Here is a 25,114-nt window from a genome sequence, read left to right on the forward strand (position 1 = left end):
GAACAAGAAGGAGGTGCTCAAATGGCTACCACTATTCTGGATATCGCCAAGCATGCAGGTGTTTCGTCTGCGACCGTTTCACGCGTCATCAATACCAGCGGCTATGTGGGCAACGAAACCCGCCGGAAAGTAGAACAGGCTATAAGGGAGCTCAATTATGCGCCCAATAAACATGCCCAGCTCCTGCGTACCGGCGAAACAAAAAACTTCGGTATCATCAGCACACAATTCAATGAAACAGCTGTGGCACGTATCAATTCTTTTATCGCTGAGGCTCACACAGCAGGTTATACGACGACACTGTTCATAACCAACGGCGATCGAAAACGCGAGCGCGAAGCCTTTGATTTATTAAGAGCGAAAGAACTGGACGGTATTTTTCTGGTCTACCGGGCCAACGACTGGGATGTGCTGGAAAAATATCTCGAGGATGGCCCCATCGTCACCTTACATAATGTCGATAGGCCTGAAATCCCCAGTGTGTTTATCGATCATTATGAAGGAAACCGGCTGGCTCTCTCCTATGCCTGGAATACCGGTTGCCGGCGGATATTGAATGTTTACGGGACACCGGCCGGACTGAACACTGCCCGCCGGATCAAGGCATACACTGACTTCTGCGCCTCAAAGGACCTCACCCCCTATCCTTCCGGTCCATTCCTGCGCATCCTTTCCCCGGACGATGTCGACGGGGTCGTAGACTGGATCGAAGAACAGCCTCTCCGTCCGGATGCAGTCATTGCCCATTCCGATAACATCGCTGCGCTGCTTGTGTCGAGACTTAAGAAAAGAGGCTATAAGGTACCGGATGATCTTTCCATAATCGGTTTTGATAATCTGTTTGTCAGCGACGTCATGAACATGACAACTGTAGACTATGGCATCGAAGAACAAGGCAGAAACGCCTGCCGCTCCCTGCTGAAACAGCTCGACAAGAAGTCCGAGGATTTAACGCCCCTCACTTTCCGGCTGATCAAGCGCGGCACGACGAAAGACAGCTGAGATAAAAAAGATCCACCATTCTGATTTTACTGGAATGGTGGATGTTTTTTTAAATTAAAGTTTCTATCCGTTTATTTAAGTTATTATGCGCCCGCTTCTGATTCAGCTGCTGTTTGAACAAGCCTTTTCCTGGAGAAAAGACAAGGATAAGCAAAGTTGTACCTCCTGTTACCACCGCGATCATGCCGGCGATCGTCGTATCGAAAAGGAAAGCAAGCTGAACTCCGCTGATGCTGTTGATGACAGCCATGAGCACTGTGATGCTGATCATTTTCTTTAACGAATGCGTCAGCAGATAGCCAGAAAGCGCCGGTCCCACCATGAAGCCGACAATAAGGATTGATCCTACAGAATCATAGGCGCCAACGGCTGTGAGCGATACCAGTGTCATGAGTGCATAGTGGATGATCAATGGCGTAAACCCAAGAGCGGCAGCGAAAGCCGGATCAAACGTCGTGATCTTCAGCTCCTTGTAGAAAAAGAAAATGAACAAAGCATTGATGACCAGGATCACTGACATCACCCAAAGCGACTGGGGTCCCAGATCATATCCGAATGCATCAAAGCGGCGAAAAGGGGCAAACGCCAGATCTCCCATCAAAACGGCATCTTCATCAAGATGGACATCGCCTGCATAGAGCGTGATCAAAATGATCGCGATGCTGAAGAAAAGGGGAAAGACGATCCCGATCGCCGCATCGTTGGATACCAGATCGGAACGCTGTATGGTTTCGATGAGCCATACGGTTGCGACGCCAACCAGGGTCGCTCCGATCATCAGGAGGGGCGAGTTCAGATCCTGAGTGATAAAGAATGCCAAGACGATACCCAGCAAAACTGTATGCGTGATAGCGTCAGACACCATCGTCACACCTCTGAGTACCAGGAATACGCCGGGCAGCGCACAGGCTATGGCCACGACGACAGCGATCATGGTGATTTCGGTTATCATACTCATGAATGACCCTCCTTCAGTTCGTTCAATCGTTTGAGAAACTGTTTCTGTTTATTTCGTTTCTTGATACGTCTGGCAACTAACCCCTGCTTAGGTGCGAACAGAAGACTGCCAAAAACAAAAAGGCTGACGACGACCACAATGACCGGACCGGTCGGGATATTTTCGCCCATAGAACTCACGAGCGTCCCGATCACACCGGAAAGAAACCCAGTCAGGCCGGAAAGGACCATCACACTGCTCAGCCGGTGGCTCCATTGTCTGGCAGCTATCGAAGGTCCGATCAGCAGGGCACTGATCAGGATAACCCCTACGGATTCCAGTCCGATGATGATCGTTAAAACGATCATCATCGATAGCAGAAATTCGATGAGTTTGCTTGAAAACCCCAGAGACCGGCTGAACATCGGATCAAAGGTGTAACACTTGAACTCCTTCCAGAATAAGACCACAAGGGCTAAAAGGATTACTCCCACAGCAGCGATGAGCTGTACATCTCGACTCAGCATCGCGCTCGCCTGACCGAAGATGAAACTGCTCAAACCAGCCTGCTGGGCATTCGGATTGTTCTGAATAGCTGTCAGGACCACGAGCCCCAGTCCAAAGAAACTGGACAGGACAAGCGACAAGGCGCTGTCAAGTTTGACCAGCGTTTTTTTTGTAATAAGCTGTACGATCGCTGTGGCGATTAGACCCGAAACAATGGCTCCCATCATCAGAAACAGCAGTTCTTTCCGCTGGATGAGGACAAAAGCCAGGCCGATTCCTGGTAAGGCGGCATGACTCAAAGCATCCCCAAGCAGGCTTTCTTTGCGTAAGGTCGCATACGTACCGATCACTCCGCTGAGGAGCCCGATTATCCCCGTACCAAGGGCGACGAGCTGGAAGGTGTAATCAGATAAAACCGAAACTATTTCAGTCAGCATCCTACTCACCTTCCCCTAAATTACGGTCGCGGTGATAGGTTTTTTTGACCGTCTGCTTATCAAAAGTATCTTCCACCCGTCCGGCGGCGATCACTTCCTGATTAATAAAGACGATGTCATCAAAATAATCCTCTACTGTCTGCAGGTCATGATGGACTACGAGGACTGTTTTCCCCTCCGATACCAGCTCCTTCAGAAGCTTCATAATGATACGTTCCGTCTTCATATCGACTCCGGCCAAGGGCTCGTCCATAATGTAGACCTCAGCCTCCTGAGCAAGTGCACGTGCCAGGAATACACGCTGGCGCTGCCCGCCCGATAGCTGACTGATCTGACGGGAAGCAAAGGTCGGCAGACCCACTTTTCCCAGCATCTGTTTAGCTATTTCTCTGTCGGCCTTTTTGGGTCGTTTAAACCAGCCCAAATGTCCATATCTCCCCATCAGGACCACATCCCGGACAGTCGTTGGAAAATCCCAGTCGACCGAGGTGTTCTGAGGAACATACGCGATCCGGTTTTTCAACTCTTTATAGGAGACGGCTTGCTGGTCTTTGTCCTGATACACGACTTCACCTGTGACTGGCTTGACGAGTCCAAGCATCGCTTTGATCATGGAAGATTTTCCGGCACCGTTAGGCCCAACGATCGCTGTCATCTTGCCTTTTTTAAAAGCCAGTGAAATATTCCACAATACCGGCTGTGCTTCATATGCTACGGTCAATTTATCAATACGTATTGCTATATCTTCTTTCATAGTAACCCTTCTTTCAACACTCTAATTTTTCATCTATTCTACTCTAGTCAAGGCATCTACGATCGTATCGATATTCGCTTTAAACATCGATATATACGTGTCCGAATCGTCCGCTGGACTGCCGAGAGCATCTGAATACAGCTCCCCGGCATTTCTCAGTGCGTGCCCGCGGCTTCCTGTCGCTTCGATCAGCGCCTCAATACTTCTCGGCGAAACCGAACTTTCCACAAATACAGCATGAATGTCTCTGTCGACAATAAAGTTGGCCATCTGACTGATGTCCCCAGTTCCGGCTTCAGTTTGGGTATTTATTCCCTGCAGCCCTACGACCTCAAAATTGAATTCTTCTCCAAAATATTGAAAAGCGTCATGAGCAGTGACCAGATATCGTGATGATTCAGGAACTTCGGCCACACGTGTTTCAATATAGGTACTTAGCTCATCCAGTTCCTTTATATAGGCTTCCGCATTTTCTTTGTAATGCGCGGCATTTTCCGGGTCATGTCCAATCAATTCCTCTGCGACATACCGGGTGACCTGTTTCCACCTGGAAACACTGAACCAGATATGGGGATCGACTGCCTGAGTATCCTCTTCTTCCAGTTCATGCAGAACCTTACTGTCTGCTATACCGTCAGCTGCCTTCAGTGTAAGCACATCCCGTTCACCCAGATGTTCAAATACCTCGGTGAATCGTGCTTCTAATGTCAGGCCGTTGTAGATGACGACCTCAGCTTCCCCCATAGCAATGATATCTGATGTCGACGGCTGGTAGTAATGGGGATCTACGCCGGGGCCCATAAGTCCTGTTACAGAAACGTGATCACCGCCGATCTCTTTAGCTAAATCGGTCAAAAATGATGTGGTGGTCACGATCTGGGTTTGATCGCTGCCTTCATCTCCGCTCTGGTCTGATTCGCTGCATCCCGCCAAGAAAAATAGTGCGGTTCCTATTATGATAAAAAGCAAATTCTTTTTCATTCATATCCCTCCTTCTCAGTTTCTTTGATATTGAAAATCAATGGTATTAGATATTATTTTTTAAGTTGCTTTTCGAACATTTTTAGTCTATCCTAAAAATATATTCAAGTCAACCAAATTAAAAATTTCTTTGATTTTGACAATCACTCGACAACTGTGGTAAAACTTAATAAGAGAGATAGCAAAGGATGGACTGACATGACACCAAATAAAGAAAATTTTATAAAAGCAATTTACGAACTGGGCGGAGATCACTCTGTCATTTCAAACAAAAAACTTGTAAAAAACTTATCCATTTCAGCCGCTTCCGTAACTGAGATGAATGCACGCTTACTGAAAGAAAACCTGATCAGTCATGTGCCCTACCGCGGCGTTAAGCTGACTGCTTCAGGCATACGCATCGCTCACCAGCTCATCCGCAAGCATCGCATCTGGGAGGTCTTTCTGTCTGAAAAGCTGGGGTATAACTGGAATGAAGTGCATGCCGATGCTGATCTGCTGGAACATGTGTCGTCCGATCTCTTGATCGAACGCCTGAATGACTTTTTAGACGAGCCGGAATTTGATCCTCATGGAGGCGTGATCCCCAATAAGGACGGATCACTTCCTGAAACCTCAGCCTTTCCCCTGACAGATGTCAGCACCGGCAGGCCGTTTACGATCAAGGAGGTCGACGATGACGAAGAATTCCTTAACTATCTGCTCGAAAAAGATATCCAGCTGGGCGACCATTACACATTGACTGATGTCGAATCGTTTGACGGCCCCCTCACTCTCGAGACACCTGAAGGCAGACAAATCCTCATCGGCCATAAAGCCGCGTTTAAGATCTTGGTGGATTATGTCGTTTGATGAGACATTGTCTTGAAGATGCTCTCTTCTCAATAGATACGAAAACAGAAAACAGCTATGATACTTAAACCATGAAGATTCAACCGCCTTTTCTTGTCTCTTATCCTCTGTTTTCTATAGTACGGGATGGACGACCTTTCTAGACGTAACCGGCATACTTTAAACATAAAGCCATAAGCTGCACGCTGATCTGGATGTTCCCACATGAATGGGCACCTCAGGCTGACGGGCAGCTTCTATTTTTTTCTTCTCAGGATCGAAGCATGGTATACTGGAACTACAGATTCACAGAAAGGACTATGATCATGACACCTGAACACCCTATTGAAGAACGCATCCCGTATCTTGAAGATCATGAATATACCGGAGATGATCTGGGCCTTACCTATACTCCAGAAAATTCCCTGTTTAAAGTATGGTCCCCTTTAGCGCAGCATGCTTATGTAAATATATACGAAACAGCTGATTCAGCAGAACCTCTATACAAGCGCGAAATGAAACTGAAAAACAACTGCTGGACTTTGTCTATCAATAAAAATCTTAAAGGATGCTTTTATACCTACAGTTTTATCCATAATGAGGCCGAAGTCGAAACCGCCGATGTTTACTCGAAAGCAGTCGGCTTGAACGGTAACCGCTCGGCCATCATTGATCTCAGTGAAACGGATCCAAATCACTGGTCAGCGGATGCCTATCGCGGTGTTTCATCTATCACCGATGCCTTGATCTGGGAAGTGCATACCGAAGACTTCTCCAGTGATGAACAGGCTACCTTCTCTCCTCAGAGCAGAGGAAAATATTCAGCCTTCACAGAAGAAGGTGTGACAGTGAACGGTGATCCGGATCAGCCGGCGGGTTTATCCTATGTGAAAGAACTGGGCGTCAACTATATCCATCTGCTGCCCGCCTTTGATTTTGAGAACGACGAAACTTCTCCGGCCTACAATTGGGGATACGACCCAAAAAATTATAATGTCCCTGAAGGAAAATATTCTTCAGATCCCAGCGATCCCAAGACGCGCATCAAAGAGTTCAAAGATATGGTCAGCCACCTGCATCAGCACAATATCGGCGTGATTTTAGATGTCGTCTTTAATCATACCTATACAACAGACGATGCCTGGTTTCAGCTGACCGTTCCAGATTACTACTACCGTCAGGATCACGAGGGCAACTTCACCAACGGTTCCGGCTGCGGCAATGAAACAGCCAGCGAACGCCGGATGATGCGCAAGTACATCATCGACACGGTCCTTTACTGGGCCGACGAATACCATATCGACGGTTTCCGTTTTGACCTGATGGGACTGCATGATGTGGATACCATGAACATGCTTCGTCAGACACTTGATGAAAACGGACATGCTGACGTCCTTCTGTATGGTGAACCCTGGAATGCCGGAAGTGTAGCCATTTATGAACCAAATAAACCTGCCGACAAGTTTCATGTCAATGATTTAGCTGACGGCATCGCTCTGTTCAATGATGAATTCAGGGATGCGATCAAAGGTCCAGTCTTTGATGAACGGGCCGGTGGATTCCTGCAGGGCGCCAACGGTTTCGAACACAGCGCTTATGCTACAGGTGATCTGGTAGCCAGCATCCTCGCCAATACGCAATCAGACGTCGGTCGTTTCAGACTGCCTGAAGAAAAACAGTGGGCACGTCACCCGGCTCAGGTCATCACTTACGCTTCTGCTCACGACAACCTGACCCTGTATGACAAACTGATGAAATCTCTTCAAAATGAACCGGACTATACGAGGGACGAAACGGTCATCCAGCTCAATAAAATCAATGCAGCTCTCTTGTTCACTTCTTTAGGCGGCATCTTCCTGCAGGCCGGCGAAGAGTTCGGGCGGACGAAGCTCGGTGACGAAAACAGTTTCCGGTCCTCCATTTCGATCAACCAGCTTCAGTGGGCTCAAGCCAATGAAAATAAAGATCTGGTGGAGTACTATAAAGGCATGATCGCGATCAGAAAAGCTTATGCACCACTCCGCGACCCTTCTAACAAAACGGGTGACGCCATCACTTTTTCACAGCTCAACGAAAATATGCTGGCTTATACTATCCCGAATACGCTTAAGAAAGGGGACTGGACCATGATGGCGGTGATTGTCAACACGACGCTCCATCCGGAAGAAGTCGAACTCAAAAGCAGTTATCCGCTCCCTGACGAATGGACCATAGTAGCTAACAGGCATGCCGCGGGTCTGTCTTCACTCGGCACCATCAAAGGCCATCGTATGATCATCAATCCGAGAGAAGTCCTGATACTGACTGCCTGATCAAATGATAAAGAAATCGGTTATTTAATTGTTCAGTTGAATAGCCGAAGAAAGGATGCTTCATGGATATTAAACAAATGCATTATTTCATTTCTATCGTCGAAACCGACTTTAATATGTCGCAGGCTTCAAAAACCCTTCATGTGTCTCAGCCGGCTTTAAGTCAGACTATTGCTGTCCTTGAAAAAAATGAGAACCTCACCTTATTTGAACGGGCACACGGCAGGCTGCAGACATTGACGCCTGCCGGAGAAGTGCTCTACCAGTATGCCAAAGAAATCGTTGAGAAATATGACGCCATGATCGAAGATCTGCAGCAGGAATCAGCACAGCTCAGAGGGAATATAAAAATCGGTATTCCTCCTGTGGTTATTTCAGTCGTCTTTCCGGAGATCTTACCGAAGCTGATTTCCTCTAATCCTGAGATACGGTTTGAGATCAAAGAAGCCGGGGCCGTCGAACTGAAAAAGGACCTGCTCCTTCAGGAACTGCCGATCGTTGTTCTGCTCCGCCCAACCGGACTGGATTTGGGATCTGTCGAGGAAGTGGTGATCAGGAAGGATACCTTGTCGGCATTTATGAGCAAGGGAAACCCCTTAGCCGAGAAAGAAAAACTGGAGTGGAAAGATTTACATAATCAGCCCATGGCTATTTTTGATTCCACCTATATGATCCATCATCAGCTGATGAACAAGTTTTCCAGTCTGCAGGTGAAACCGCAATTATATCTGCAGTCAGCGTCCTGGGACTTGCTGCTTAATGCGACGCGCAACTCCAATCTGATCACCGTATTGCCCACCCCTGTCGATTATTATTATTTTTCTCCAGATGTGGTGAGAAAGGATTTTGAAAGCCCGATATACTGGGAAGTGGTGCTGTGCCGCAGAAAGCAGAAACGGTATTCGCGCGTTGAAGATTTTGTGTTCAATTATATGAGAGATTACTATAAAGGTTAGCCGAACGGAAATGATCATTAAAGAAGGATAGGACGGCTGTCCTATCCTTTCATTTTGCATTTTTTGTTTACGGAGAAGATAAGTAGCGTGACCTTCACTGCTGCTTTTGAGTGCTGGAGGGCACGCGCGAGGCAATTGCGTGACCTTCACTGGCTCTTCTCACAAACAAAAGGCACACCCGAAGTTTTTACATAAGAAAAAACGAGTGGACCGTGATCTTACACAGTCCACTCGTTATATTATTTTTTCTAAATTACTTTATCTTAATACAAGCCCATAGAAGCTAAGATAATAGCCACCACGACCGAGGCAATTGGAATCAGTATCCCTACAACTGCGATATCCATGTAGCTGTCCTTGTGTGTCAAGCCAGTGATCGTCAACAGTGTCAAGACTGCTCCATTATGCGGCAGGACATCCAGACCACCGGATGAGATCGAAGCGACTCTGTGGAAGGCCTCGGCAGAGATCCCCGAAGTTTGTGACAGGTTATAATACTGTTCACCCAATGCTTCCAGAGCGATCCCCATACCACCGGAAGCAGATCCTGTTGCCCCGGCTAGCAGATTGACTGCTACTGAAAGAGAAACAAGCGGGGTACCTGGAATAGACATCAACGCAGATGTCAAGATAGCAAATCCGGGAACCGCCTGTACTGTGGTACCAAAACCGACCGCAGCACTGGTGTTCAGGATAGCTGTAACGGAACCTTTTGCTCCGCCGTTGATCGAACTTGATATTCCGATATGTCTGATTCTTGGTAAACTCAACAGCAGAATAAGGATGATACCTGCCAGCAAGGCTACGACGATATTCCATTCAAGCAAGTTCAATGTCACCAATACAGATAGAAGAGGAATCAAAGATAATAAAACATTTGGAGCTTCGTCTGATACTTCGACGACCGTATTATCTTTTGGTTCAACAAACAATTCACCTTTGTTTACTAACTTATTCTGTCTCCACATCAAATAGAGATAGCCGCCGATGGCCATAACTAAGGCAGCGGCAACACCCATGATCGGAGCAGCCGTTGGTGTGGTGAAGAAATAAGTCATAGGGATAAGGTTCTGAATCTGAGGTGTTCCAGGCAGCGCTGTCATTGTAAAGGTGAAGGCACCTAAAGCAATGGTTGCCGGAATGAGTCGTCTCGGCAGATTCGCTTCTCTGAATAAAGATAATGCCAGTGGATATACTGCGAATACCACGACGAACAAGCTGATCCCGCCGTATGTCAGTACAGCAGCGGATAAAAACACACCTAATATAGCTCTTTTTTCACCTAACACTTTTGAAAGGGTCAAAGCGATGGAACGTGCCATCCCTGTGTCTTCCATCAATTTCCCAAAGATGGAACTGAGCATGAATACGGGGAACCATGTCTGCAGGAACCCGACCAGCCCGGACATATAAATACCTGTATAGGCTTCCAATAAATCAAGACCGCCTGTCCATGCAACGAAACCGGCAGCAAGTGGTGCGACCCAGATGATCGAATAACCCATATAGGCCAGACCCATCAATATAATTAACCCGATAATAATACCTAATACTTCCACTTTTTGTCACTCCTTTTATCTAATAAGTACTCATTGGATACTGTAGGCTTTCCCTCACCTATTTGTTTTACTATTTAACAAGGAAACAGCGGTAGAAATAAACCCATTTTATTTCTACCGTTTCCCGAGTATGTTCACTGATTACTGTACGGTATACCCGCCGTCAAGAACAGAAGCCTGTCCTGTGACACCTTTTGCTTCATCACTTGCCAGGAATATTGCCAGGTTTGCGATTTCTGATACGTCAAGCAGACGTTTCTGAGGTACAAGCGGATAAATAACGTCTTCAAGTACACTTTCCAAAGGCACATTACGTGTTTTAGCCAAGTCTCCCAGCTGTCCGCGAACAAGCGGAGTATCTACGTATCCAGGGCAGATCGCATTGGCTGTAATGCCGTGTTCTGCTCCTTCCAGTGCGGTAACTTTTGTCAAACCGATAACACCGTGTTTGGCACTGTTATAAGCAGATTTACCGGCAAAGCCGATCAGGCCGTTGATCGAAGCCATGTTCAGGATACGCCCGAATTTCTGTTTCTTCATGATCGGCATGGCATGTTTTGTTGCCATGAATGGCGCAGTCAGCATGACTTTGATCATAAACTCGAATTTTTCTGTAGGGAAGTCTTCAAGTGGTGAAACGTGCTGCAGTCCGGCATTGTTAAGTAATACATCCAGGCGGCCGTATTTTTCGATCGTTTTATCGAACCCTTTTTTGATGTCTTCTTCATTCGTCACATCGACTTTGACGCCTATGCAGTCTTTGCCCTCGTCCTGCAGGCGTTTAACGACTTCATTCAATTTTTCTTCGTTAACATCTGTGAAGACAACTTTGGCACCTTTTTCCAGGAACTCCAGTCCGATCGCATGTCCGATCCCGCTTGCTGCACCTGTAATGAAAACAACTTTTCCTTCTACCATGTCTTATTCCTCCATTTATAGTTTTTTAGTTTGATTAAACTTCCATTTTTCTTAACTCTTTATCCACGTAAAGTTTTGCTCCGGTCGCTTCCTGCACCTCTTCGACTGTGAATTCGGGATTGATTTCAGTCAATACCAGTCCTTCAGTCGTGACTTTGATCACACCCATTTCAGTGATGATACGGTCCACTGCACCCTGAGCCGTTAATGGCAGGTTACATTCCTCCAAGATTTTGTGATTACCTTTAGCTGTATGTGCCATGGCGACGATCACTTTTTTGGCCCCGTTCAGAAGATCCATCGCTCCCCCCATGCCGGGAACCAGTTTCCCGGGAATCATGTAGTTGGCAATGTTCCCTTTTTCATCCACCTGCAGGGCACCTAAGACTGTCAGATCCACGTGTCCGCCGCGGATGATCCCAAATGAGGTCGAGGAGTCAAAGAATGCGCCACCCGGTTTGATGGATACGGGTATCCCGCCTGCATTGACGATGTTCGGATCCAGGTTTTCTTCTGTCGGCGTCGGGCCAAGTCCCACAAAACCGTTTTCAGATTGAAACATGACTTCGATATTATCCGGCACGTAGTTGGCTACCTTGGTCGGCAGACCAATACCCAGGTTGACGACCTGACCATGTTCCAGTTCTTTTGCGACACGTTTAGCAATAAATTCCTGCATTTCCAGTTTATCCATTGATTGCACCTCCATCTACAACATGATTGACGAAGACGCCGGGGGTGTGTACGAAGTTTGGATCGATGTCGCCGTTTTCGACCACTTCATCAGCTTCAACGATCGTTACATCCGCAGCCGCAGTCATCACGTTATTAAAGTTGTTTGTGGATCCTTTATACACCAGATTACCATTACGATCCGCTTTAGCGGCATGAATGAGTGCAAAATCTGCTTTCAAAGGTTTTTCCAGCAGGTAATCTTCGCCGTCGACCGTGACTCTTTGTTTGCCGTCTTCGACAAGCGTACCTAAGCCCGTCTTAGTGAGGATCCCCCCTAAACCGTATCCGCCGGCACGAATGCGTTCAACCAGAGTCCCTTGAGGAACGAGTTCGACATCGGTTTCGCCTTCGTTCATCTGACGTCCCGTTTCCTTATTTGTGCCGATATGTGACGCATACAGTTTCTTGACCAGCTTTTTAGCGATCAGCTTTCCTGAGCCAGTGGTGATCAGCCCTGTGTCTGTGCTGATCAGCGTGATATCTTTGACACCTTTTTCTATAAGAGCATCGATCAGCTTCTCCGGTGCCCCGTTGGCCATGAAGCCGCCGATCATCAGTGTATCGCCGTCTCTGATGTCCTTGATCGCTTCATTTATTCCTATTACTTTATCCATTCTAATCCTCCTATCGTTCTACTGTGACCGCAATACCCATTCCGCCGCCGATACACAGAGTTGCCAGGCCTTTTTTAGAATCCCGTTTAAGCATTTCATGAATCAGGGTGACCAGGATACGTGCGCCGCTTGCGCCGATCGGATGACCCAAGGCGATTGCTCCACCGTTGACATTGACGATGTCTGTGTTCAGGTCCAAGTCTTTCACAACACTTAATGACTGGGCTGCAAAGGCTTCGTTTGCTTCGATCAAGTCCAGGTCTTCCACAGACAGCCCAGCTTTTTTCAATACTTTCTGAGTAGCCGGGATCGGGCCACAGCCCATGATCGTCGGGCTGACGCCAGCACTAGCATAAGCTGTTAAAGTGACGAGAGGTGTCATGCCTAACTCTTCCGCTTTCTCCTTGCTCATCAGGATCAGTGCCGCAGCACCATCATTGATGCCTGAAGCGTTCCCTGCAGTGACTGATCCGTCTTTCTTGAAGGCCGGACGCATGCTTTGCAGTTTTTCAAATGTGGTACCGAATCGTGGGTACTCGTCTGTATCAACGACCACCGGCTCACCACGACGCTGAGGGACTTCGACTGGAATGATCTCTTCTTTGAATTTTCCGGCTTTGATCGCTTCTTCCGCTCTTTGCTGACTCGTCGCAGCGAATTTGTCCTGTTCTTCTCGTGTGAAACCGTACTTGTCGTTGATGTTTTCAGCAGTGATACCCATATGATAATCATTGAAGGCATCCATCAATCCGTCTTTAAGCATCGTGTCAACGACTTTCATGTCACCCATACGCTTGCCCCATCTTGCGTCTTCGATGACGTGTGCGGCATTGCTCATGCTTTCCGTTCCGCCGGCAATAATAACGTCAGCATCGCCGACCATGATTGCCTGGGCTGCCAGAGCTACTGATTTAAGACCTGATCCACAGAGTTTGTTTAACGCAAAGGATGGCACTTCCTTAGGGATACCGGAATAGATAGCAACTTGCCGGGCGACGTTTTGTCCCAGACCGGCACTCAGAATATTTCCGAAAATCAGCTCATCCACATCACCAGGATTCAGTTTTGCTCTCTCCATGGCCCCTTTGACAACTGCCACACCTAAGTCAACCGCTGAAACATTCTTAAAAGCACCACCGTGAGCCCCTATGGGTGTACGGGCAGCTTCCACAATAACTACTTCTCTCATCGTTTTCCTCCTATAAGTTTTTATGATTTATTATACTAGACTATATGCTGTACAATCTCTTTGTTTTTTAGTTGTAGTAATCGCTTACAAGTTAATAATAAAGGCCTTTCACAAACTTGTCTAACTGTTTATTTTTATAGGACATATAATAAAAACTTATATGTAAGCGGTTTATGTTTGCGTGATGAAAAACGCCTTCGATGCGAAGGCGTTCCTACTGGTCCCTTTGCTCTGAAGATCAGGCTCGGCTGCTGCAGAACTTCTTTATAGCGTCTCGAAGGGAAAGAGGACGGAGGACTCCAATCGATTTATCCGTCCGATAAAAGCCGCTGAATGCGTTGAACCACAATACATACGACTGATTCAAGAGCTCACTGCGCGTGGATGCACCAAATCAGTTCCCCTTTCGGCTTATTCCTCAGCTCATTCGTTTTTTGGAACCGAATCCGGGCTGATTCGGTCCCTCTGTTTATTTTTCAGTTTCGAACAGTCTGAATATGGACCCTATTCGGTTTATTCATCAGTTTTCCATTCACAAACAAGCTAAATACCGACTTTAGAAGCGTTTAGACAAGCACCGTACTCTTGGAGAGACTGCGCTCACGCTAGGGTATTTCGTCCTAACTCAATTCTCACTATGCACTGCTTTTCATATCGACCTGCTGATAAAAACTTACCGCAAGAGTGCATGCAGTAAAAAAGCCGAAGCGCTCGCTTCAGCTTTTCACATCATTATAGACCCCAGTATTCCTGCACCGGACCTTTGAACTTGGTTACAGGGTCTGTGGCCGGAACGAGTGTATCGTAGGCCCTTTTCTGCACTGCATCGTAATCTGAAGCTTCCCCGCGCTGCATGTCCGGTTGCTGTCCGTTCGGGTAGGCCCCGACTATTTTGAAGTCATCTGTCGAACCAGTCAGTTTATGGGCCACACCGGCAGGGATAAGAATGACATCCCCCTTATTAAAGGCGTATTCATCTTTACCCGGTCCTCCCAGCTGTACGGTCGATTGCCCGGCAATGCACCCCAGCACCTCATGTGTATTGGAATGGAAATGGTGATAGTCATAAATCCCGTTAATCCAGCCATTGCTGTAGCCATTGTCACTGAAAAAATCCAGAACGCTTTCAGGAGACTCCGATGTTTTCAGCAGATCCGTCAAAGCGTTGGGATAATAAAGGACCGGGAGTGGATGATTGGGAAAAGGCGGGTTTTCTTCTATTCTAATTGCTCGTGCCATCTGATCTTCCTCCTTTAATACTCTTTACTCTTTTAGTTTGTCATCGTGGCGCCGGAACTTCAACTGATAGCACTTCCTCCTCCGAATTTATTTATCACTGTCAATTGACTAAATAAAGCACTTTCAGTATTCTTATATTACAGCATTTAAGATAAAAAGGAGATTGATCATGGGACTATTTGATTTTTTCAAAAGTAAAAAAGATACACCTGATACGTCCGCACAAAATAATCTACAAGATAATGACCAGCACACCCTTAAACACGAAATGCAGATCACAGATAAAGACCTGAAGGCAGATGAAGAAACCGTTGACCGCATCGTCGAGAAAATGGTCGAGGAAGATCCTTTTAAAAACTTCTATTCCGACAAGACAAAAGATGATATGACCCCCCTGTCCAAACAGACCTATAAGTACGAAAACATTACGACAGTCAATGTTGATTTCGTAAACAAGGATAAAGGGAAAACACTGGTGAAAGTTGAAGGGATCACCCTGGGTTTTCTTCCGGAAGAGACAGCCTTGACCTTGCAGTCTTACCAGGATAAGTACCTGCTGACGGCTTTTGTATACGTTACAGGTGGTCCGTACATGGCTTACGATACTAGTAAAGAAACAGTTATCGAAGACGAAGTGCCGTTTGGACTGGATATATTCGTACAGTTTACTTAAAAGCAAAAGGAAGCAGGACCTTCATAGTGAGGGTCCTGCTTCCTTTAATAGATGTATCGTATAAGCCTTACTCGAGCTGATTCTTCCTGAGTACGTCCAATGAAGAGCACAATGGCACCACTCATACCTATTCTGTCGTGAGTACATCGACAGAAGGAAACTGAAGCACCGCTCAACCAGATTCCCCCTTAATTGATGGCTTTTTTTCTGAACAGCGCTGCACCGGCTGCAATAAACACCACAGTCAAGACCCCTGTGACAGCGAAGCTCTGTATGATTTCCCGGCCTGGTTCCAGACCTGTCAGCCACTGTACATTGCGTGAATTAAGCTGCAGAGGGCTCCATTCCTGTATCACCGGTACCAGTTCGCCGAGGAATAAAAGACCGACGAATCCCCCGACGACCAGCAGGGGGGCAAATGTCGTTTCAAGAACGACTGCCGCAAACAGCAATAACGCCAGCAGCATCAGGCCAAAGACATACATGCTGACCGTGGCCAGCAGCAGTCCCTCTGTTGAACTGTCAGGAAAATAGTAAAACGTATAGCCAAGCGTGATGAGCGCGCTCATCCAGTAAAACAGGGTCCAGCTTAAGTAAAGCATAGCCAGTTTAGCTGAATAGATTGAAAGTCTGGGCAGCCCTTTGGTCACCATGTGCACCAGCGTCCCTTTTTCATATTCCCTTGCCATTAGCGGACTGAAGACAAGGACCATGACGACGAGCCCCATCTGATTGACATTGGAGAAAAACTGTATCCATGAATCCACATGCGTCGGTTCCTGCAGGATGATCGTAATGTTCTCATCCATCAGACTTTCCAGCAGCTCTGGCAGGAATTTAGCAGTTAACGGACTGAGGATCCCAATAATGGCAAAAACGATAAAAAAGATGAACAATTTGTAGTTGCGTATATGTTCGATCAGTTCTTTTTTAATAAACGCCAGTGTCCCCCTCATTTGATCGCCTCCAGAAAAACTTCTTCCATCGTCGGTTCTTTTCTCTCGATTTTCTCCGGAACGATAGCCAGACGAGTGACGATATCCAAAATATAATGTATGGCCTGTCTGCCCTCTGTGGTTTCCCCTTCTATCGTCTGTCCGTTTTGAACAATATTAAAGACGACCGTCTCATCAGTCATTGCTTCTTTGACTTTGTCTGCTTCGTCAGACGTTTCGAGCGTCACACTCCATCGCTTCGAGGAAAGATGACCCTTCAGTTCACTCAGCGAACCTTGTGTAACGATTTTCCCCTGATCTAAAATAGCAACTTCGTCACAGACGGCTTCCACATCACTGAGGATATGTGTAGAGAAAACGACCGTCGTTTTTTCCTTCACCCTTTCCAGAACGGAAAGAAGCTGTTTTCTCCCGATCGGGTCCAAAGCAGACGTCGGTTCATCACAGATCAGAAGAACAGGATCATTGATCAGGGCCTGTGCGATACCAAGGCGCTGCTTCATGCCGCGGGAATAATTGCTGATACGTTTTTTTGTATCTTCCAGCCCTACCATCGACAGCAGGTCGGTGATTTTCTGATCGCCATCAGGGTAGGTAGTCCCACTGACATCCAGGCTCAACTGCATGTATTCCCGTGCCGTCAAAAACGAATAGAATTCAGGCACATCCGGTAGGTAACCGACAAAGCGGTTAGTCTTCGTGTCGCCATAGGTCACAGCTTCTCCGTTCACTTTCACTTCGCCGGATTCGGCTTTCAGAAGGCCCAGAACGATGTTCATTGTGGTCGTTTTACCTGCACCATTTTTCCCGATAAAACCGAAGACAGAGCCTTTTTCAACTGAAAAAGAGACATTGTCCAGCACGGTCTGACTGCCAAATGATTTCTTTAAGTGACTTATCTCAAGTACAGCCATCAGTCTTCTTTCCTTCCAAATACGAGGTAAAGGATCGGACCGATCGTATTCACAAAAATAATCACCAGCGCCCAGACGATTTTGTTGTTTTTATCCAAGCTTTCATTTTTAACTAGGTGCAGCAGCGCCGTTGTCATCAGTACCAGCTGCAACAGTAAAAGCGGAATAATAATAGGCAAATAGTCCATGATCTCAATTAACATTATCTCGTCTCCTTTAAATTTCGTTATGCATTAATTTAACCATGAAATCCCTTTTTTTACTAGGGACCAGAGACCGATTTTCGGTTGCACACAACCTTACTTTTTGTAAGCATACTGATTGCTTTTTTTTCAGAATTGAGAGAAAATAGAAGTTGTAAGATTAATAAAACTGGAGGAATTTAAACATGAATTATGCATACGAAGAAAAAAGTTCTCACTCATACCAGGACACACTGGACAAGTTGAAACAGGCCATCGCTGACAATTCTTTTGGCGTCTTATATGAAGTCAATCTGAAAGACAAAATCGAAGGTAAAGGCTTTGAGTTCGACAAGAACTTTACTGTGTTAGATGTCTGTAACCCTAAACTGGCTAAAGAAGTGTTGGACGAGCAGATCGAAGTCGGCTACTTCCTGCCCTGCAAAGTCGTTGTCTATGAAAAAGGCGAAGATGTTTACGCCGGTGTATTGAAGCCAACTGTCCTTATCGATATGGTGGGTAACGATTCGCTGCATGAGGCCGCTGCCAAAGTAGAAGACATCCTGACTAAAGCTGTTAAAGCTGCAGTATAGATCATACAAATCTGAAAGTGCCGGCGGGGCTTCCCGCCGGCACTTTTTCATCTTATTCGTACTCTGAACAGTCCGCCTGACAGGTCTTCGTCATCTTCATCATCTCTTGCCGTCGTGATGTAAAGAAACTCATCATACTTTCCGCCGATACAGCAGGACGTCACATTCGTTACTGGCATGGGAATCTCAAAAATCTTCTCTCCGGTGTCAGAATCCCACTTGCAGACTTTGCCGCCTCCGTATTCAGCGATCCAAATATCATCACATTTATCTACACACAAGCCGTCAGGTGTACTGTCTTCCAGTTGGATCAGCATGCGTCCATTAGCTAAACGTTTGGCTTCGGCATCATAATCGTATTTCGTCACCGTCTTTTCCGTCGAATCGATATGATAAAAAGCTTTGCCGTCGCGGGACCAGCCTAAGCCATTCGAAAGTGACAGGTCCTTCAAAATGACTTCCGATTCACCGTTTTCAACCACGTACAAAGCCGCCGCATTCTTGATGATGTCATCCTGTCCCATCGTCCCGACGAAGAAGCGGCCTTTGGGATCCAGCTTTCCATCGTTATACCTCAAACGGTCATCCGGATTGGGATGGGTCACAAACGTCCGCTCTCCCGTGTCAGGATCGATACGGTAGATGCCTGTTTTCTCAGCTGACAGAAGCATGCCTTCTTCATCAAGCACAGCTGCTCCAACTTGACCTTCCGTCTTGAATGTTTTCAGCTCTGTCGTCTGAATATCCAGCTGATAAATGAGTCCATCGGATATCGCTATAAAGTAAAGCCTTTCATTTTCACCATCCCAGAAAGGGCTTTCAATCAACGCATTGCCGGCGTAAAAGACTAATTCTGGTTCAAACATATCTGCCCGATACATATTGTCTTCTCCTTTCCCTTTGTTATCTCTTTCACTATACACTAGAAAGGAACAACATTTCTAGTTTTAGCTCTTATAGCGTTTATCTAGTATAATAGAAGAGAAGAATACAGCTTAGAAGGAGAAAAAAATGAATCATGAAAATCACACGATAGCTTATTATGCAAATGATCCAATCGATGTATCAAAACTCGTTGCGCTTTATGAAAGTGTCGGGTGGGTTGGTTATACTGAGCACCCGGAAAAAATGGAAAAGATTCTCGCAGGATCTCTCACTTATTTCAGCGCCTGGAAAGGTGACCAGCTGGTCGGGCTCATTCGAACTGTCGGCGATGATGCGTCTATTCTTTATATTCAAGACATACTCGTGCATCCAGACCACCAGCGTCTGCGGATCGGATCGGCTTTGGTCAACAAGGTTCTGGACAAGCATGCTCATATCCGACAGATCGTCCTGCTGACCGATGATACTGAGAAAACCCAGGCATTTTATACCTCCCTTGGCTTCCAGTCTTCAAAAGCACTTCACAGTGTGGCATTCATTAAAATGAGTTGGGAAGTCTGAGTCCCTTAACCTCTTCTGCATCACTATAAGATTGGGGAACTCTGTCTTTTCTTACCAACTCCCATTGGTGTTTTTAATTGAGCTGAGAAGCCTGGCATTGCGCACACTTACTCGCTGCCGGGTTTCTTATTAAGCTGGCAGGCGCTGCCCTACGCTTACTCGTTCACCTCAAACCTTCACACTGAGCTGGTAGGCCTAGCTCTGCGCTTACCAGCTTATTTGTCAGTCAATTATCGAGCTGGCAGACCCCGTTCCCCCTTTACATACTCAGAAAATTCCAATCGATAAATTGGCAGGCCTGGCACTGTGCTTACTCGTTCACTACAATACTGCCCATCGAGTGGGGTGACCCGGCTCTAGAATAAATTTCAGAATAATTCCAACCTCCTTTTAATAACTCCGCTGTTAAGCCATTTTGAAATATCAAAAATTTATGTTACGCTTATATAGGCAATTTAAGACTTTCTGAAATTTTCATGAAAAAGTACATAAAATCGGGGATACTCTTCCCGATTTTTTTTGCGGCAAATTTCTGACTGGTCAATAATAACGGATAAAATAAATTAAATGGAGGATTTGGATGAAAAGAGCAACGTTAAAATTAGTATCAATCGCTTCAGCATCACTGTTGATGGCAGCATGCGGGAGTGATGACACAGCTGCTGAAGAAGACACGACTGTTTTTGAAGAAATGGACTACACGATCACTGGTATCGAACCGGGTTCCGGCATAACCGAAAGCGCACGTAACACACTGGATATTTATGACAACCTCGAGGGCTGGGAGCTTCAGGAAAGTTCAACGGGCGGTATGATGGTTGAACTGCAGCAGGCTTATGAAAACGAGGAACCGATCATCATCACCGGCTGGCAGCCTCACTATATTTTTGAAATTTATGACCTGAAGATTCTTGAAGATCCCAAAGAGGGTTTTGGCGCTGCTGAAAACATCCACACGATGACCCGTACCGGTCTTGCAGAAGATATGCCTGACGCTACGGCCATTTTAGATAACTTTGCATGGGAAACAGAAGACATGCAGCAGATCGTCCTTGCCGCTCAGGATGTGTCCTTTGAAGAAGCCGCTCAGAACTGGTACGACGAGAATCAGGACCTCGTCAGTGAATGGACCAATGGCGTGCCTAAAAGTGACGGTCAGGAAATCGATCTGATCTCAATGCCATGGGATACTGAACGTGCTTCAGCGCATGTGATGTCATTGACCTTGGAAAATCATGGATTCGACGTCAACGTCACCAGTGTAGACCCGTCTGTTTTATTCCAGGCGCTGGCAGTTGGAGAAGCAGATGCCACCGTTACGCCCTGGTTACCCACCACTCACGGCGCCTTCATGGAAGAATACGGAGACGACCTGGTCGATTTAGGCCCCAACCTCCCAGGCGCAGTATCCGGGCTAGTTGTGCCCGCTTATATGGATATCGATTCCATTGAAGATATTCCTGCCAAATAACTAAAGAAAGCGGCAGCTATACCCCAACAGTATTGCTGAACATGTGAAAGGCTGCTGCTTTTCATGTGACTAACCGCTGATCGTATTATTTTATCAGAAATATCATTTATGCTATGCTTATTGTGTGCGTGTAAGCTTTCTCAGCAACCTCGCGGAAGGTAACTATTATTTATCAACATAGCCAAATAATAAATACAGGAGGAATTTTTATGAAAATGAAAACACCTATTAAACTTATTTCACTTGCATCAGCATCATTATTACTTGCGGCATGCGGCGGCGAAGATACCGCAGATGACAGTGATGCCAGCCTCGGCGAACAACTGGAATATACAATAACTGGGATCGAGCCGGGTGCCGGCATTACAGAAACGACTGAGCGTGCCCTTGAAGCGTATGACAGTCTTGAAGGCTGGGAGCTTGAGACCAGCTCGACAGCAGGCATGATGGGACAGCTGGATTCCGCTATAGACGGCGAAGAGCCGATCATTGTGACCGGCTGGACGCCTCACTATATGTTTGAAATGTATGATCTGAAATTCCTGGAAGATCCGGAAGGCGTATATGGCGAAGCAGAATTCGTTCATACAATGGCCCGTGAAGGATTCGAAGAAGATATGCCGGAAGCCTATGCTATTCTGGAAAACTTCTCCTGGGAAGTCGATGATATGCAGAGCATCATGCTGGAAGCGCAGGAAGTCGATTTCGAAGAAGCTGCGGCAAACTGGATCGAAGAAAATCAGGATACTGTTGACAGCTGGACAGAAGGCGTGGATGAAGTGGACGGACAGGAACTCGAACTCGGCTCTTTCCCATGGGATTCCGAACGTGCCTCTTCAGCTGTGATTTCTCAAGTACTGGAAGCACACGGCTTTGAAGTAACGGTCAATAATGTGGATCCTTCTATCCTCTTCCAGGCACTGGCTCAAGGCGAAGTAGATGTCACTGTCGCTCCATGGCTGCCAACCACACAAGGCGCGTACCTTGAAGAATACGGTGATGAGATCGTCGATATGGGGCCTAACATGGAAGGAACAGTCATTGGATTAGTTGTTCCAGAATACATGGACATCGATTCGATTGAAGATCTGGAACCGGCAGAGTAAACAAAATAGGACAAAAAGGTTCAGGAAATCACTCCTGAACCTTTTTTTATTCGACTATGCTGAGATACAGTTTGGACGTGACACGATAAATGATCCAGTAGATAAGTGAATAGCCCATAACGACACCTAACGTCGTCAGCGTGAACAGGGTATTGCTCGTGATGCCGAACAGCATCAGCATTTTCTGAACGATCGGATAAGCAAATGCCGTGTGCAGTGCTGCAGTCAGAATGGGCAAGGTGAACATCCAGAGTATTTGGGAATGTGTAGCCTGTCTGGTCGTCTCTTTATCCAGTCCGACTTTCTGCATGATCTGAATGCGCTCTTTGTCTTCGTACCCTTCTGAAATCTGCTTATAATAAGTAATGAGTACCGCACCGATCGTGAACAGTCCGCCCAGGAAAATACCGAGAAATAAGAACCCTCCGTTCGTACTGTACCAATCTTCCCGGTTACCGTCTCTGGATTCATAAAATAAGCCTACGGGGTAGTCGGTGTCTCTCAGTGATTCTTGAATGCGTGTGGCATATTCCGTGCTGTTCTGACTGTTTTCAAGCGACCAGAAAAAATCAGCCGAAAGCGTGACCGGATATTCCGCTAATTCACTATTACGCTGGTTCCTAAGTGTATCAAGAGTGCTGTCATCCGGCGTCACCAGCAGGATCGGATCGATAAGCTGACTCATTCCGTTCATGACCCCCGGCATGTCATTTATTTGCTTCAAATCGAACGTCTTATCGAACAGGGTGAGCGAGTCTCTGTTCAGATCAGGATCTGGGGTATAAAAAAGAAGGTCGTTCCCGCTTAACGTCACAGGCTCTTCAGCAAGTCTGTTATAGTCATCCATAGGCATGACCAGCACCATCAACGGTATTTCGCTGCCACCTTGAAAGTCCTGGAACGCCAGTGTGCTGCCTTCCATTTCTCCCCAAAGTGTCATATAGCGGAAATAATACTGGTCAGTCATCGTATAGCCTTCCTCGCTGCTTATCTCGTTCAAGTCACTTTGAACACTTTCTATCGTTTCTTTCAGTTCTCTGCTGCTCATCTCTTCATCTGTCATGACAGAAAGATTGTTTTCTTCCGGGAAACGATTGTTCAAGGTCTCTTCTGTCCCGGCGTAAAGCGTAACCGTCGTGGAGACGGCGATGATCACCATGACTGACAAGATACTGATATTAGCCAGACCGACAGCATGCTGCTTCATCCGGTAAAGCATGCCTGATATAGAAATAAACGGACCCGGCTTATAGTAAAAGGCCTTGTTGCGCTTGAGTGCCTTCAGAATAATAATGGAGCCTGCTGTATACAACAGGTAGGTCCCGATGATAACGAGCAGTACTGCGATAAAAAACTGATTGACCGCACTGATAGGGTTATCGATAGTCAGGGAAATATAATAACCCGCTCCAAGAGAAAGCAGGCCGATGACAAAAAGGATCGGGGAACTTTTCGGTTCTTTCTCCCCTTCTTTACCTCCTTTAAGCAAACGGATAGGATTTGAAAAGGTCACTTGTGCAATATTATAGAGGAGCGTCAACGTAAAAATACTTATGAAAAGCAACGCAGTCATGCCCGTCATCTCCCACGATGTGGAATAGCCCATCGCATTTGGGAGATCCAGCAGATAATTGAGGAACAGAAAACTCAAGCGCCCAAACAAGACACCGACCAGTAGCCCCGTAAGAATACTCAGGCCGCTTACCATGACGTTCTCAATGACTAAGATTCGAGCGACATGTCTTTTTTCAAGCCCCAGCACACTGTACAGACCGATCTCTTTCTTGCGCCGTTTCATCAGAAAGCTATTGACATAAAAAATAAATATAACGGAGAACACGCCGATGACTAGCGTCCCCACTTCAAAAAGAGATGGCAGCGCAGCCGAACGTTGTCTGACAAAGTCGTTGGTCATGAGACTGGCCATCATCTGAAACACAGCGACCGATAATATGGATGAAAGACTGTAAGGATAATAAAGCTTCCGGTTTGCTTTTATATTCCGCCAGGCCATTTTAGAGAAAAAACTTATTTTCATATCAGACACGTCCTTTAGATGAAACCAGGAGCGACTTCGAGATACTGTCAATAAAGACATCGGGGTCTTTCTGCCCACGATACAGTTCATGGTACACTTGACCGTCCCGTATAAAGAGTACCCGACTGGAATAACTGGCTGCCCGTGCACTGTGCGTGACCATCAGGATCGTCTGACCATTCTGATGCACATCCTGCAGGATCTCCATCAGATTCTGCGAAGATTTCGAATCCAGAGCGCCCGTCGGTTCATCCGCCAGAATGATTTTAGGCTGAGTGATCAATGCTCTCGCTACAGCAGCTCTCTGTTTCTGACCGCCGGATACTTCATAAGGGTAATTATGCAGCAAATGCGCAATGCCTAAACGTTCGACCAGCGGCTGCAGCGTCTTCTCCATCTCATCCACTGACTTTCTTGAAAGGACCAGCGGGAGCAAGATATTATCTTTTAAAGTGAAGTTGTCCAGCAGATTGAAATCCTGGAACACGAACCCGAGCTGCTCTCTTCTGAACCTTGAAACCTCTTTATCTTTAATAGAAGATAAAGGCTGGTCACCCAGGTACACTTCTCCCTCTGTTGCGCTGTCTAACGTAGACAGAATATTCAGCAGGGTCGTTTTTCCGGAACCGGATTCCCCCATCACCGAAATGAACTCGCCCTTTTCCACCGCAAAGTTCACGTCTTTCAACGCCTCTGTCCCTTTTGAACCCAATTTTGATGTGTAGATTTTCTTTATATGTTTAACGTCCATAAATGTCATGATC

The 25,114-nt window shown here is 46.5% G+C and carries 25 protein-coding genes; 9 read left to right on the top strand and 16 right to left on the bottom strand.

What is annotated here, in order from left to right; genetic code table 11:
• Nucleotides 1–21 precede the first annotated feature (21 nt).
• The gene (locus BM049_RS02360; protein ID WP_091528380.1) at nucleotides 22–1,002 is read left to right on the top strand and encodes a LacI family DNA-binding transcriptional regulator; all 981 of its coding nucleotides are present in this window, start codon (nucleotides 22–24) and stop codon (nucleotides 1,000–1,002) included.
• Nucleotides 1,003–1,051: 49 nt separating this feature from the next.
• Here the strand turns inward: BM049_RS02360 and BM049_RS02365 are convergent, their stop codons facing one another.
• From BM049_RS02365 to BM049_RS02380, 4 genes are read right to left on the bottom strand one after another with little or no spacing between them, the layout of a single operon-like run.
• Nucleotides 1,052–1,960, bottom strand: coding sequence for a metal ABC transporter permease (locus BM049_RS02365; RefSeq protein ID WP_091528382.1), 909 nt, complete (start codon nucleotides 1,958–1,960; stop codon nucleotides 1,052–1,054).
• Entirely contained in the window at nucleotides 1,957–2,883 is a 927-nt protein-coding gene (locus BM049_RS02370; RefSeq protein WP_091528383.1) for a metal ABC transporter permease, read from the bottom strand. The genes BM049_RS02365 and BM049_RS02370 overlap by 4 nt, the downstream gene beginning before the upstream one ends.
• Nucleotide 2,884: 1 nt before the next feature.
• A complete protein-coding gene (locus BM049_RS02375; protein WP_091528385.1) occupies nucleotides 2,885–3,637 on the bottom strand; it encodes a metal ABC transporter ATP-binding protein in 753 nt (250 codons plus the stop codon).
• Nucleotides 3,638–3,670: 33 nt separating this feature from the next.
• Nucleotides 3,671–4,618: a metal ABC transporter solute-binding protein, Zn/Mn family gene (locus BM049_RS02380; RefSeq protein WP_091528386.1), complete on the bottom strand. Its 948-nt coding sequence runs from the start codon at nucleotides 4,616–4,618 to the stop codon at nucleotides 3,671–3,673.
• A gap of 198 nt (nucleotides 4,619–4,816) precedes the next feature.
• On the opposite strand from BM049_RS02380, the gene BM049_RS02385 reads away from it, so the two are divergent.
• The 3 genes from BM049_RS02385 to BM049_RS02395 all read left to right on the top strand — a co-directional run bounded on the left by BM049_RS02385 (nucleotide 4,817) and on the right by BM049_RS02395 (nucleotide 8,717).
• Entirely contained in the window at nucleotides 4,817–5,470 is a 654-nt protein-coding gene (locus tag BM049_RS02385) for a metal-dependent transcriptional regulator (protein WP_091528388.1), read from the top strand.
• Between the two features lie 305 nt (nucleotides 5,471–5,775).
• Entirely contained in the window at nucleotides 5,776–7,761 is a 1,986-nt protein-coding gene (gene pulA, locus BM049_RS02390) for a type I pullulanase (RefSeq protein ID WP_245751831.1), read from the top strand.
• Between the two features lie 62 nt (nucleotides 7,762–7,823).
• Complete coding sequence (locus BM049_RS02395; protein ID WP_091528389.1) at nucleotides 7,824–8,717, top strand: LysR family transcriptional regulator; 894 nt, start codon at nucleotides 7,824–7,826, stop codon at nucleotides 8,715–8,717.
• Nucleotides 8,718–8,980: 263 nt separating this feature from the next.
• Here BM049_RS02395 and BM049_RS02400 read toward each other — a convergent pair whose 3' ends face one another.
• From BM049_RS02400 to BM049_RS02425, 6 genes are all read right to left on the bottom strand, one after another.
• Entirely contained in the window at nucleotides 8,981–10,276 is a 1,296-nt protein-coding gene (locus BM049_RS02400; protein ID WP_218147182.1) for a GntP family permease, read from the bottom strand.
• A 141-nt stretch (nucleotides 10,277–10,417) separates the two neighbouring features.
• Complete coding sequence (locus tag BM049_RS02405) at nucleotides 10,418–11,194, bottom strand: 3-hydroxybutyrate dehydrogenase (RefSeq protein WP_091528391.1); 777 nt, start codon at nucleotides 11,192–11,194, stop codon at nucleotides 10,418–10,420.
• A 34-nt stretch (nucleotides 11,195–11,228) separates the two neighbouring features.
• Nucleotides 11,229–11,888: a 3-oxoacid CoA-transferase subunit B gene (locus BM049_RS02410; RefSeq protein ID WP_091528393.1), complete on the bottom strand. Its 660-nt coding sequence runs from the start codon at nucleotides 11,886–11,888 to the stop codon at nucleotides 11,229–11,231.
• Complete coding sequence (locus BM049_RS02415; RefSeq protein ID WP_091528395.1) at nucleotides 11,881–12,543, bottom strand: CoA transferase subunit A; 663 nt, start codon at nucleotides 12,541–12,543, stop codon at nucleotides 11,881–11,883. The genes BM049_RS02410 and BM049_RS02415 overlap by 8 nt, the downstream gene beginning before the upstream one ends.
• 10 nt (nucleotides 12,544–12,553) lie before the next feature.
• Nucleotides 12,554–13,732, bottom strand: coding sequence for an acetyl-CoA C-acetyltransferase (locus BM049_RS02420; protein ID WP_091528397.1), 1,179 nt, complete (start codon nucleotides 13,730–13,732; stop codon nucleotides 12,554–12,556).
• Between the two features lie 732 nt (nucleotides 13,733–14,464).
• Complete coding sequence (locus BM049_RS02425; protein WP_091528398.1) at nucleotides 14,465–14,971, bottom strand: cupin domain-containing protein; 507 nt, start codon at nucleotides 14,969–14,971, stop codon at nucleotides 14,465–14,467.
• A gap of 169 nt (nucleotides 14,972–15,140) precedes the next feature.
• Here BM049_RS02425 and BM049_RS02430 point away from each other — a divergent pair, with 169 nt between their 5' ends.
• Nucleotides 15,141–15,644, top strand: coding sequence for a hypothetical protein (locus BM049_RS02430; RefSeq protein ID WP_091528400.1), 504 nt, complete (start codon nucleotides 15,141–15,143; stop codon nucleotides 15,642–15,644).
• Between the two features lie 188 nt (nucleotides 15,645–15,832).
• Here BM049_RS02430 and BM049_RS02435 read toward each other — a convergent pair whose 3' ends face one another.
• Genes BM049_RS02435 through BM049_RS02445 form a run of 3 tightly spaced genes read right to left on the bottom strand, consistent with a single transcriptional unit; the run spans nucleotide 15,833 to nucleotide 17,717 of the window.
• Nucleotides 15,833–16,600, bottom strand: a complete 768-nt coding sequence (locus BM049_RS02435; protein WP_091528401.1) for a hypothetical protein — start codon at nucleotides 16,598–16,600, stop codon at nucleotides 15,833–15,835.
• On the bottom strand, nucleotides 16,597–17,514 hold the full coding sequence (locus tag BM049_RS02440) for an ABC transporter ATP-binding protein (RefSeq protein WP_091528403.1): 918 nt from the start codon (nucleotides 17,512–17,514) through the stop codon (nucleotides 16,597–16,599). The genes BM049_RS02435 and BM049_RS02440 overlap by 4 nt, the downstream gene beginning before the upstream one ends.
• Entirely contained in the window at nucleotides 17,514–17,717 is a 204-nt protein-coding gene (locus tag BM049_RS02445) for a PLD nuclease N-terminal domain-containing protein (protein ID WP_218147186.1), read from the bottom strand. The genes BM049_RS02440 and BM049_RS02445 overlap by 1 nt, the downstream gene beginning before the upstream one ends.
• Nucleotides 17,718–17,902: 185 nt before the next feature.
• Between BM049_RS02445 and BM049_RS02450 the strand changes: the two genes are divergently transcribed.
• Nucleotides 17,903–18,289 (top strand): DUF302 domain-containing protein, encoded by a 387-nt coding sequence (locus BM049_RS02450; RefSeq protein WP_091528404.1) that lies wholly within the window; start codon nucleotides 17,903–17,905, stop codon nucleotides 18,287–18,289.
• 47 nt (nucleotides 18,290–18,336) lie between these two features.
• Here BM049_RS02450 and BM049_RS02455 read toward each other — a convergent pair whose 3' ends face one another.
• Nucleotides 18,337–19,170 (bottom strand): SMP-30/gluconolactonase/LRE family protein, encoded by an 834-nt coding sequence (locus BM049_RS02455; protein ID WP_091528406.1) that lies wholly within the window; start codon nucleotides 19,168–19,170, stop codon nucleotides 18,337–18,339.
• A gap of 130 nt (nucleotides 19,171–19,300) precedes the next feature.
• On the opposite strand from BM049_RS02455, the gene BM049_RS02460 reads away from it, so the two are divergent.
• The 3 genes from BM049_RS02460 to BM049_RS02470 all read left to right on the top strand — a co-directional run bounded on the left by BM049_RS02460 (nucleotide 19,301) and on the right by BM049_RS02470 (nucleotide 22,312).
• On the top strand, nucleotides 19,301–19,735 hold the full coding sequence (locus BM049_RS02460; protein ID WP_091528407.1) for a GNAT family N-acetyltransferase: 435 nt from the start codon (nucleotides 19,301–19,303) through the stop codon (nucleotides 19,733–19,735).
• 580 nt (nucleotides 19,736–20,315) lie between these two features.
• The gene (locus BM049_RS02465) at nucleotides 20,316–21,206 is read left to right on the top strand and encodes a glycine betaine ABC transporter substrate-binding protein (protein WP_091528409.1); all 891 of its coding nucleotides are present in this window, start codon (nucleotides 20,316–20,318) and stop codon (nucleotides 21,204–21,206) included.
• Nucleotides 21,207–21,415: 209 nt separating this feature from the next.
• Complete coding sequence (locus BM049_RS02470; RefSeq protein WP_091528410.1) at nucleotides 21,416–22,312, top strand: glycine betaine ABC transporter substrate-binding protein; 897 nt, start codon at nucleotides 21,416–21,418, stop codon at nucleotides 22,310–22,312.
• 46 nt (nucleotides 22,313–22,358) lie between these two features.
• Here the strand turns inward: BM049_RS02470 and BM049_RS02475 are convergent, their stop codons facing one another.
• Together BM049_RS02475 and BM049_RS02480 are read right to left on the bottom strand one after the other, a co-directional pair.
• Nucleotides 22,359–24,350, bottom strand: coding sequence for an FtsX-like permease family protein (locus tag BM049_RS02475; RefSeq protein WP_177188567.1), 1,992 nt, complete (start codon nucleotides 24,348–24,350; stop codon nucleotides 22,359–22,361).
• A gap of 1 nt (nucleotide 24,351) precedes the next feature.
• Nucleotides 24,352–25,110: an ABC transporter ATP-binding protein gene (locus BM049_RS02480; RefSeq protein WP_091528414.1), complete on the bottom strand. Its 759-nt coding sequence runs from the start codon at nucleotides 25,108–25,110 to the stop codon at nucleotides 24,352–24,354.
• Between the last annotated feature and the right edge of the window lie 4 nt (nucleotides 25,111–25,114).

It is taken from the genome of Alkalibacterium subtropicum (assembly GCF_900112455.1).
Taxonomy (GTDB): domain Bacteria; phylum Bacillota; class Bacilli; order Lactobacillales; family Carnobacteriaceae_A; genus Alkalibacterium; species Alkalibacterium subtropicum.

Coding starts and splice junctions, on each gene's coding strand:
- BM049_RS02460 (WP_091528407.1), top strand. CDS start 19,301: ATGAATCATGAAAATCACACGATAGCTTATTATGCAAATGATCCAATC.
- pulA (WP_245751831.1), top strand. CDS start 5,776: ATGACACCTGAACACCCTATTGAAGAACGCATCCCGTATCTTGAAGAT.
- BM049_RS02445 (WP_218147186.1), bottom strand. CDS start 17,717: ATGTTAATTGAGATCATGGACTATTTGCCTATTATTATTCCGCTTTTA.
- BM049_RS02385 (WP_091528388.1), top strand. CDS start 4,817: ATGACACCAAATAAAGAAAATTTTATAAAAGCAATTTACGAACTGGGC.
- BM049_RS02410 (WP_091528393.1), bottom strand. CDS start 11,888: ATGGATAAACTGGAAATGCAGGAATTTATTGCTAAACGTGTCGCAAAA.
- BM049_RS02430 (WP_091528400.1), top strand. CDS start 15,141: ATGGGACTATTTGATTTTTTCAAAAGTAAAAAAGATACACCTGATACG.
- BM049_RS02415 (WP_091528395.1), bottom strand. CDS start 12,543: ATGGATAAAGTAATAGGAATAAATGAAGCGATCAAGGACATCAGAGAC.
- BM049_RS02395 (WP_091528389.1), top strand. CDS start 7,824: ATGGATATTAAACAAATGCATTATTTCATTTCTATCGTCGAAACCGAC.
- BM049_RS02425 (WP_091528398.1), bottom strand. CDS start 14,971: ATGGCACGAGCAATTAGAATAGAAGAAAACCCGCCTTTTCCCAATCAT.
- BM049_RS02475 (WP_177188567.1), bottom strand. CDS start 24,350: ATGAAAATAAGTTTTTTCTCTAAAATGGCCTGGCGGAATATAAAAGCA.
- BM049_RS02480 (WP_091528414.1), bottom strand. CDS start 25,110: ATGACATTTATGGACGTTAAACATATAAAGAAAATCTACACATCAAAA.
- BM049_RS02380 (WP_091528386.1), bottom strand. CDS start 4,618: ATGAAAAAGAATTTGCTTTTTATCATAATAGGAACCGCACTATTTTTC.
- BM049_RS02435 (WP_091528401.1), bottom strand. CDS start 16,600: ATGAGGGGGACACTGGCGTTTATTAAAAAAGAACTGATCGAACATATA.
- BM049_RS02440 (WP_091528403.1), bottom strand. CDS start 17,514: ATGGCTGTACTTGAGATAAGTCACTTAAAGAAATCATTTGGCAGTCAG.
- BM049_RS02420 (WP_091528397.1), bottom strand. CDS start 13,732: ATGAGAGAAGTAGTTATTGTGGAAGCTGCCCGTACACCCATAGGGGCT.
- BM049_RS02365 (WP_091528382.1), bottom strand. CDS start 1,960: ATGAGTATGATAACCGAAATCACCATGATCGCTGTCGTCGTGGCCATA.
- BM049_RS02375 (WP_091528385.1), bottom strand. CDS start 3,637: ATGAAAGAAGATATAGCAATACGTATTGATAAATTGACCGTAGCATAT.
- BM049_RS02470 (WP_091528410.1), top strand. CDS start 21,416: ATGAAAATGAAAACACCTATTAAACTTATTTCACTTGCATCAGCATCA.
- BM049_RS02465 (WP_091528409.1), top strand. CDS start 20,316: ATGAAAAGAGCAACGTTAAAATTAGTATCAATCGCTTCAGCATCACTG.
- BM049_RS02450 (WP_091528404.1), top strand. CDS start 17,903: ATGAATTATGCATACGAAGAAAAAAGTTCTCACTCATACCAGGACACA.
- BM049_RS02455 (WP_091528406.1), bottom strand. CDS start 19,170: ATGTATCGGGCAGATATGTTTGAACCAGAATTAGTCTTTTACGCCGGC.
- BM049_RS02360 (WP_091528380.1), top strand. CDS start 22: ATGGCTACCACTATTCTGGATATCGCCAAGCATGCAGGTGTTTCGTCT.
- BM049_RS02370 (WP_091528383.1), bottom strand. CDS start 2,883: ATGCTGACTGAAATAGTTTCGGTTTTATCTGATTACACCTTCCAGCTC.
- BM049_RS02405 (WP_091528391.1), bottom strand. CDS start 11,194: ATGGTAGAAGGAAAAGTTGTTTTCATTACAGGTGCAGCAAGCGGGATC.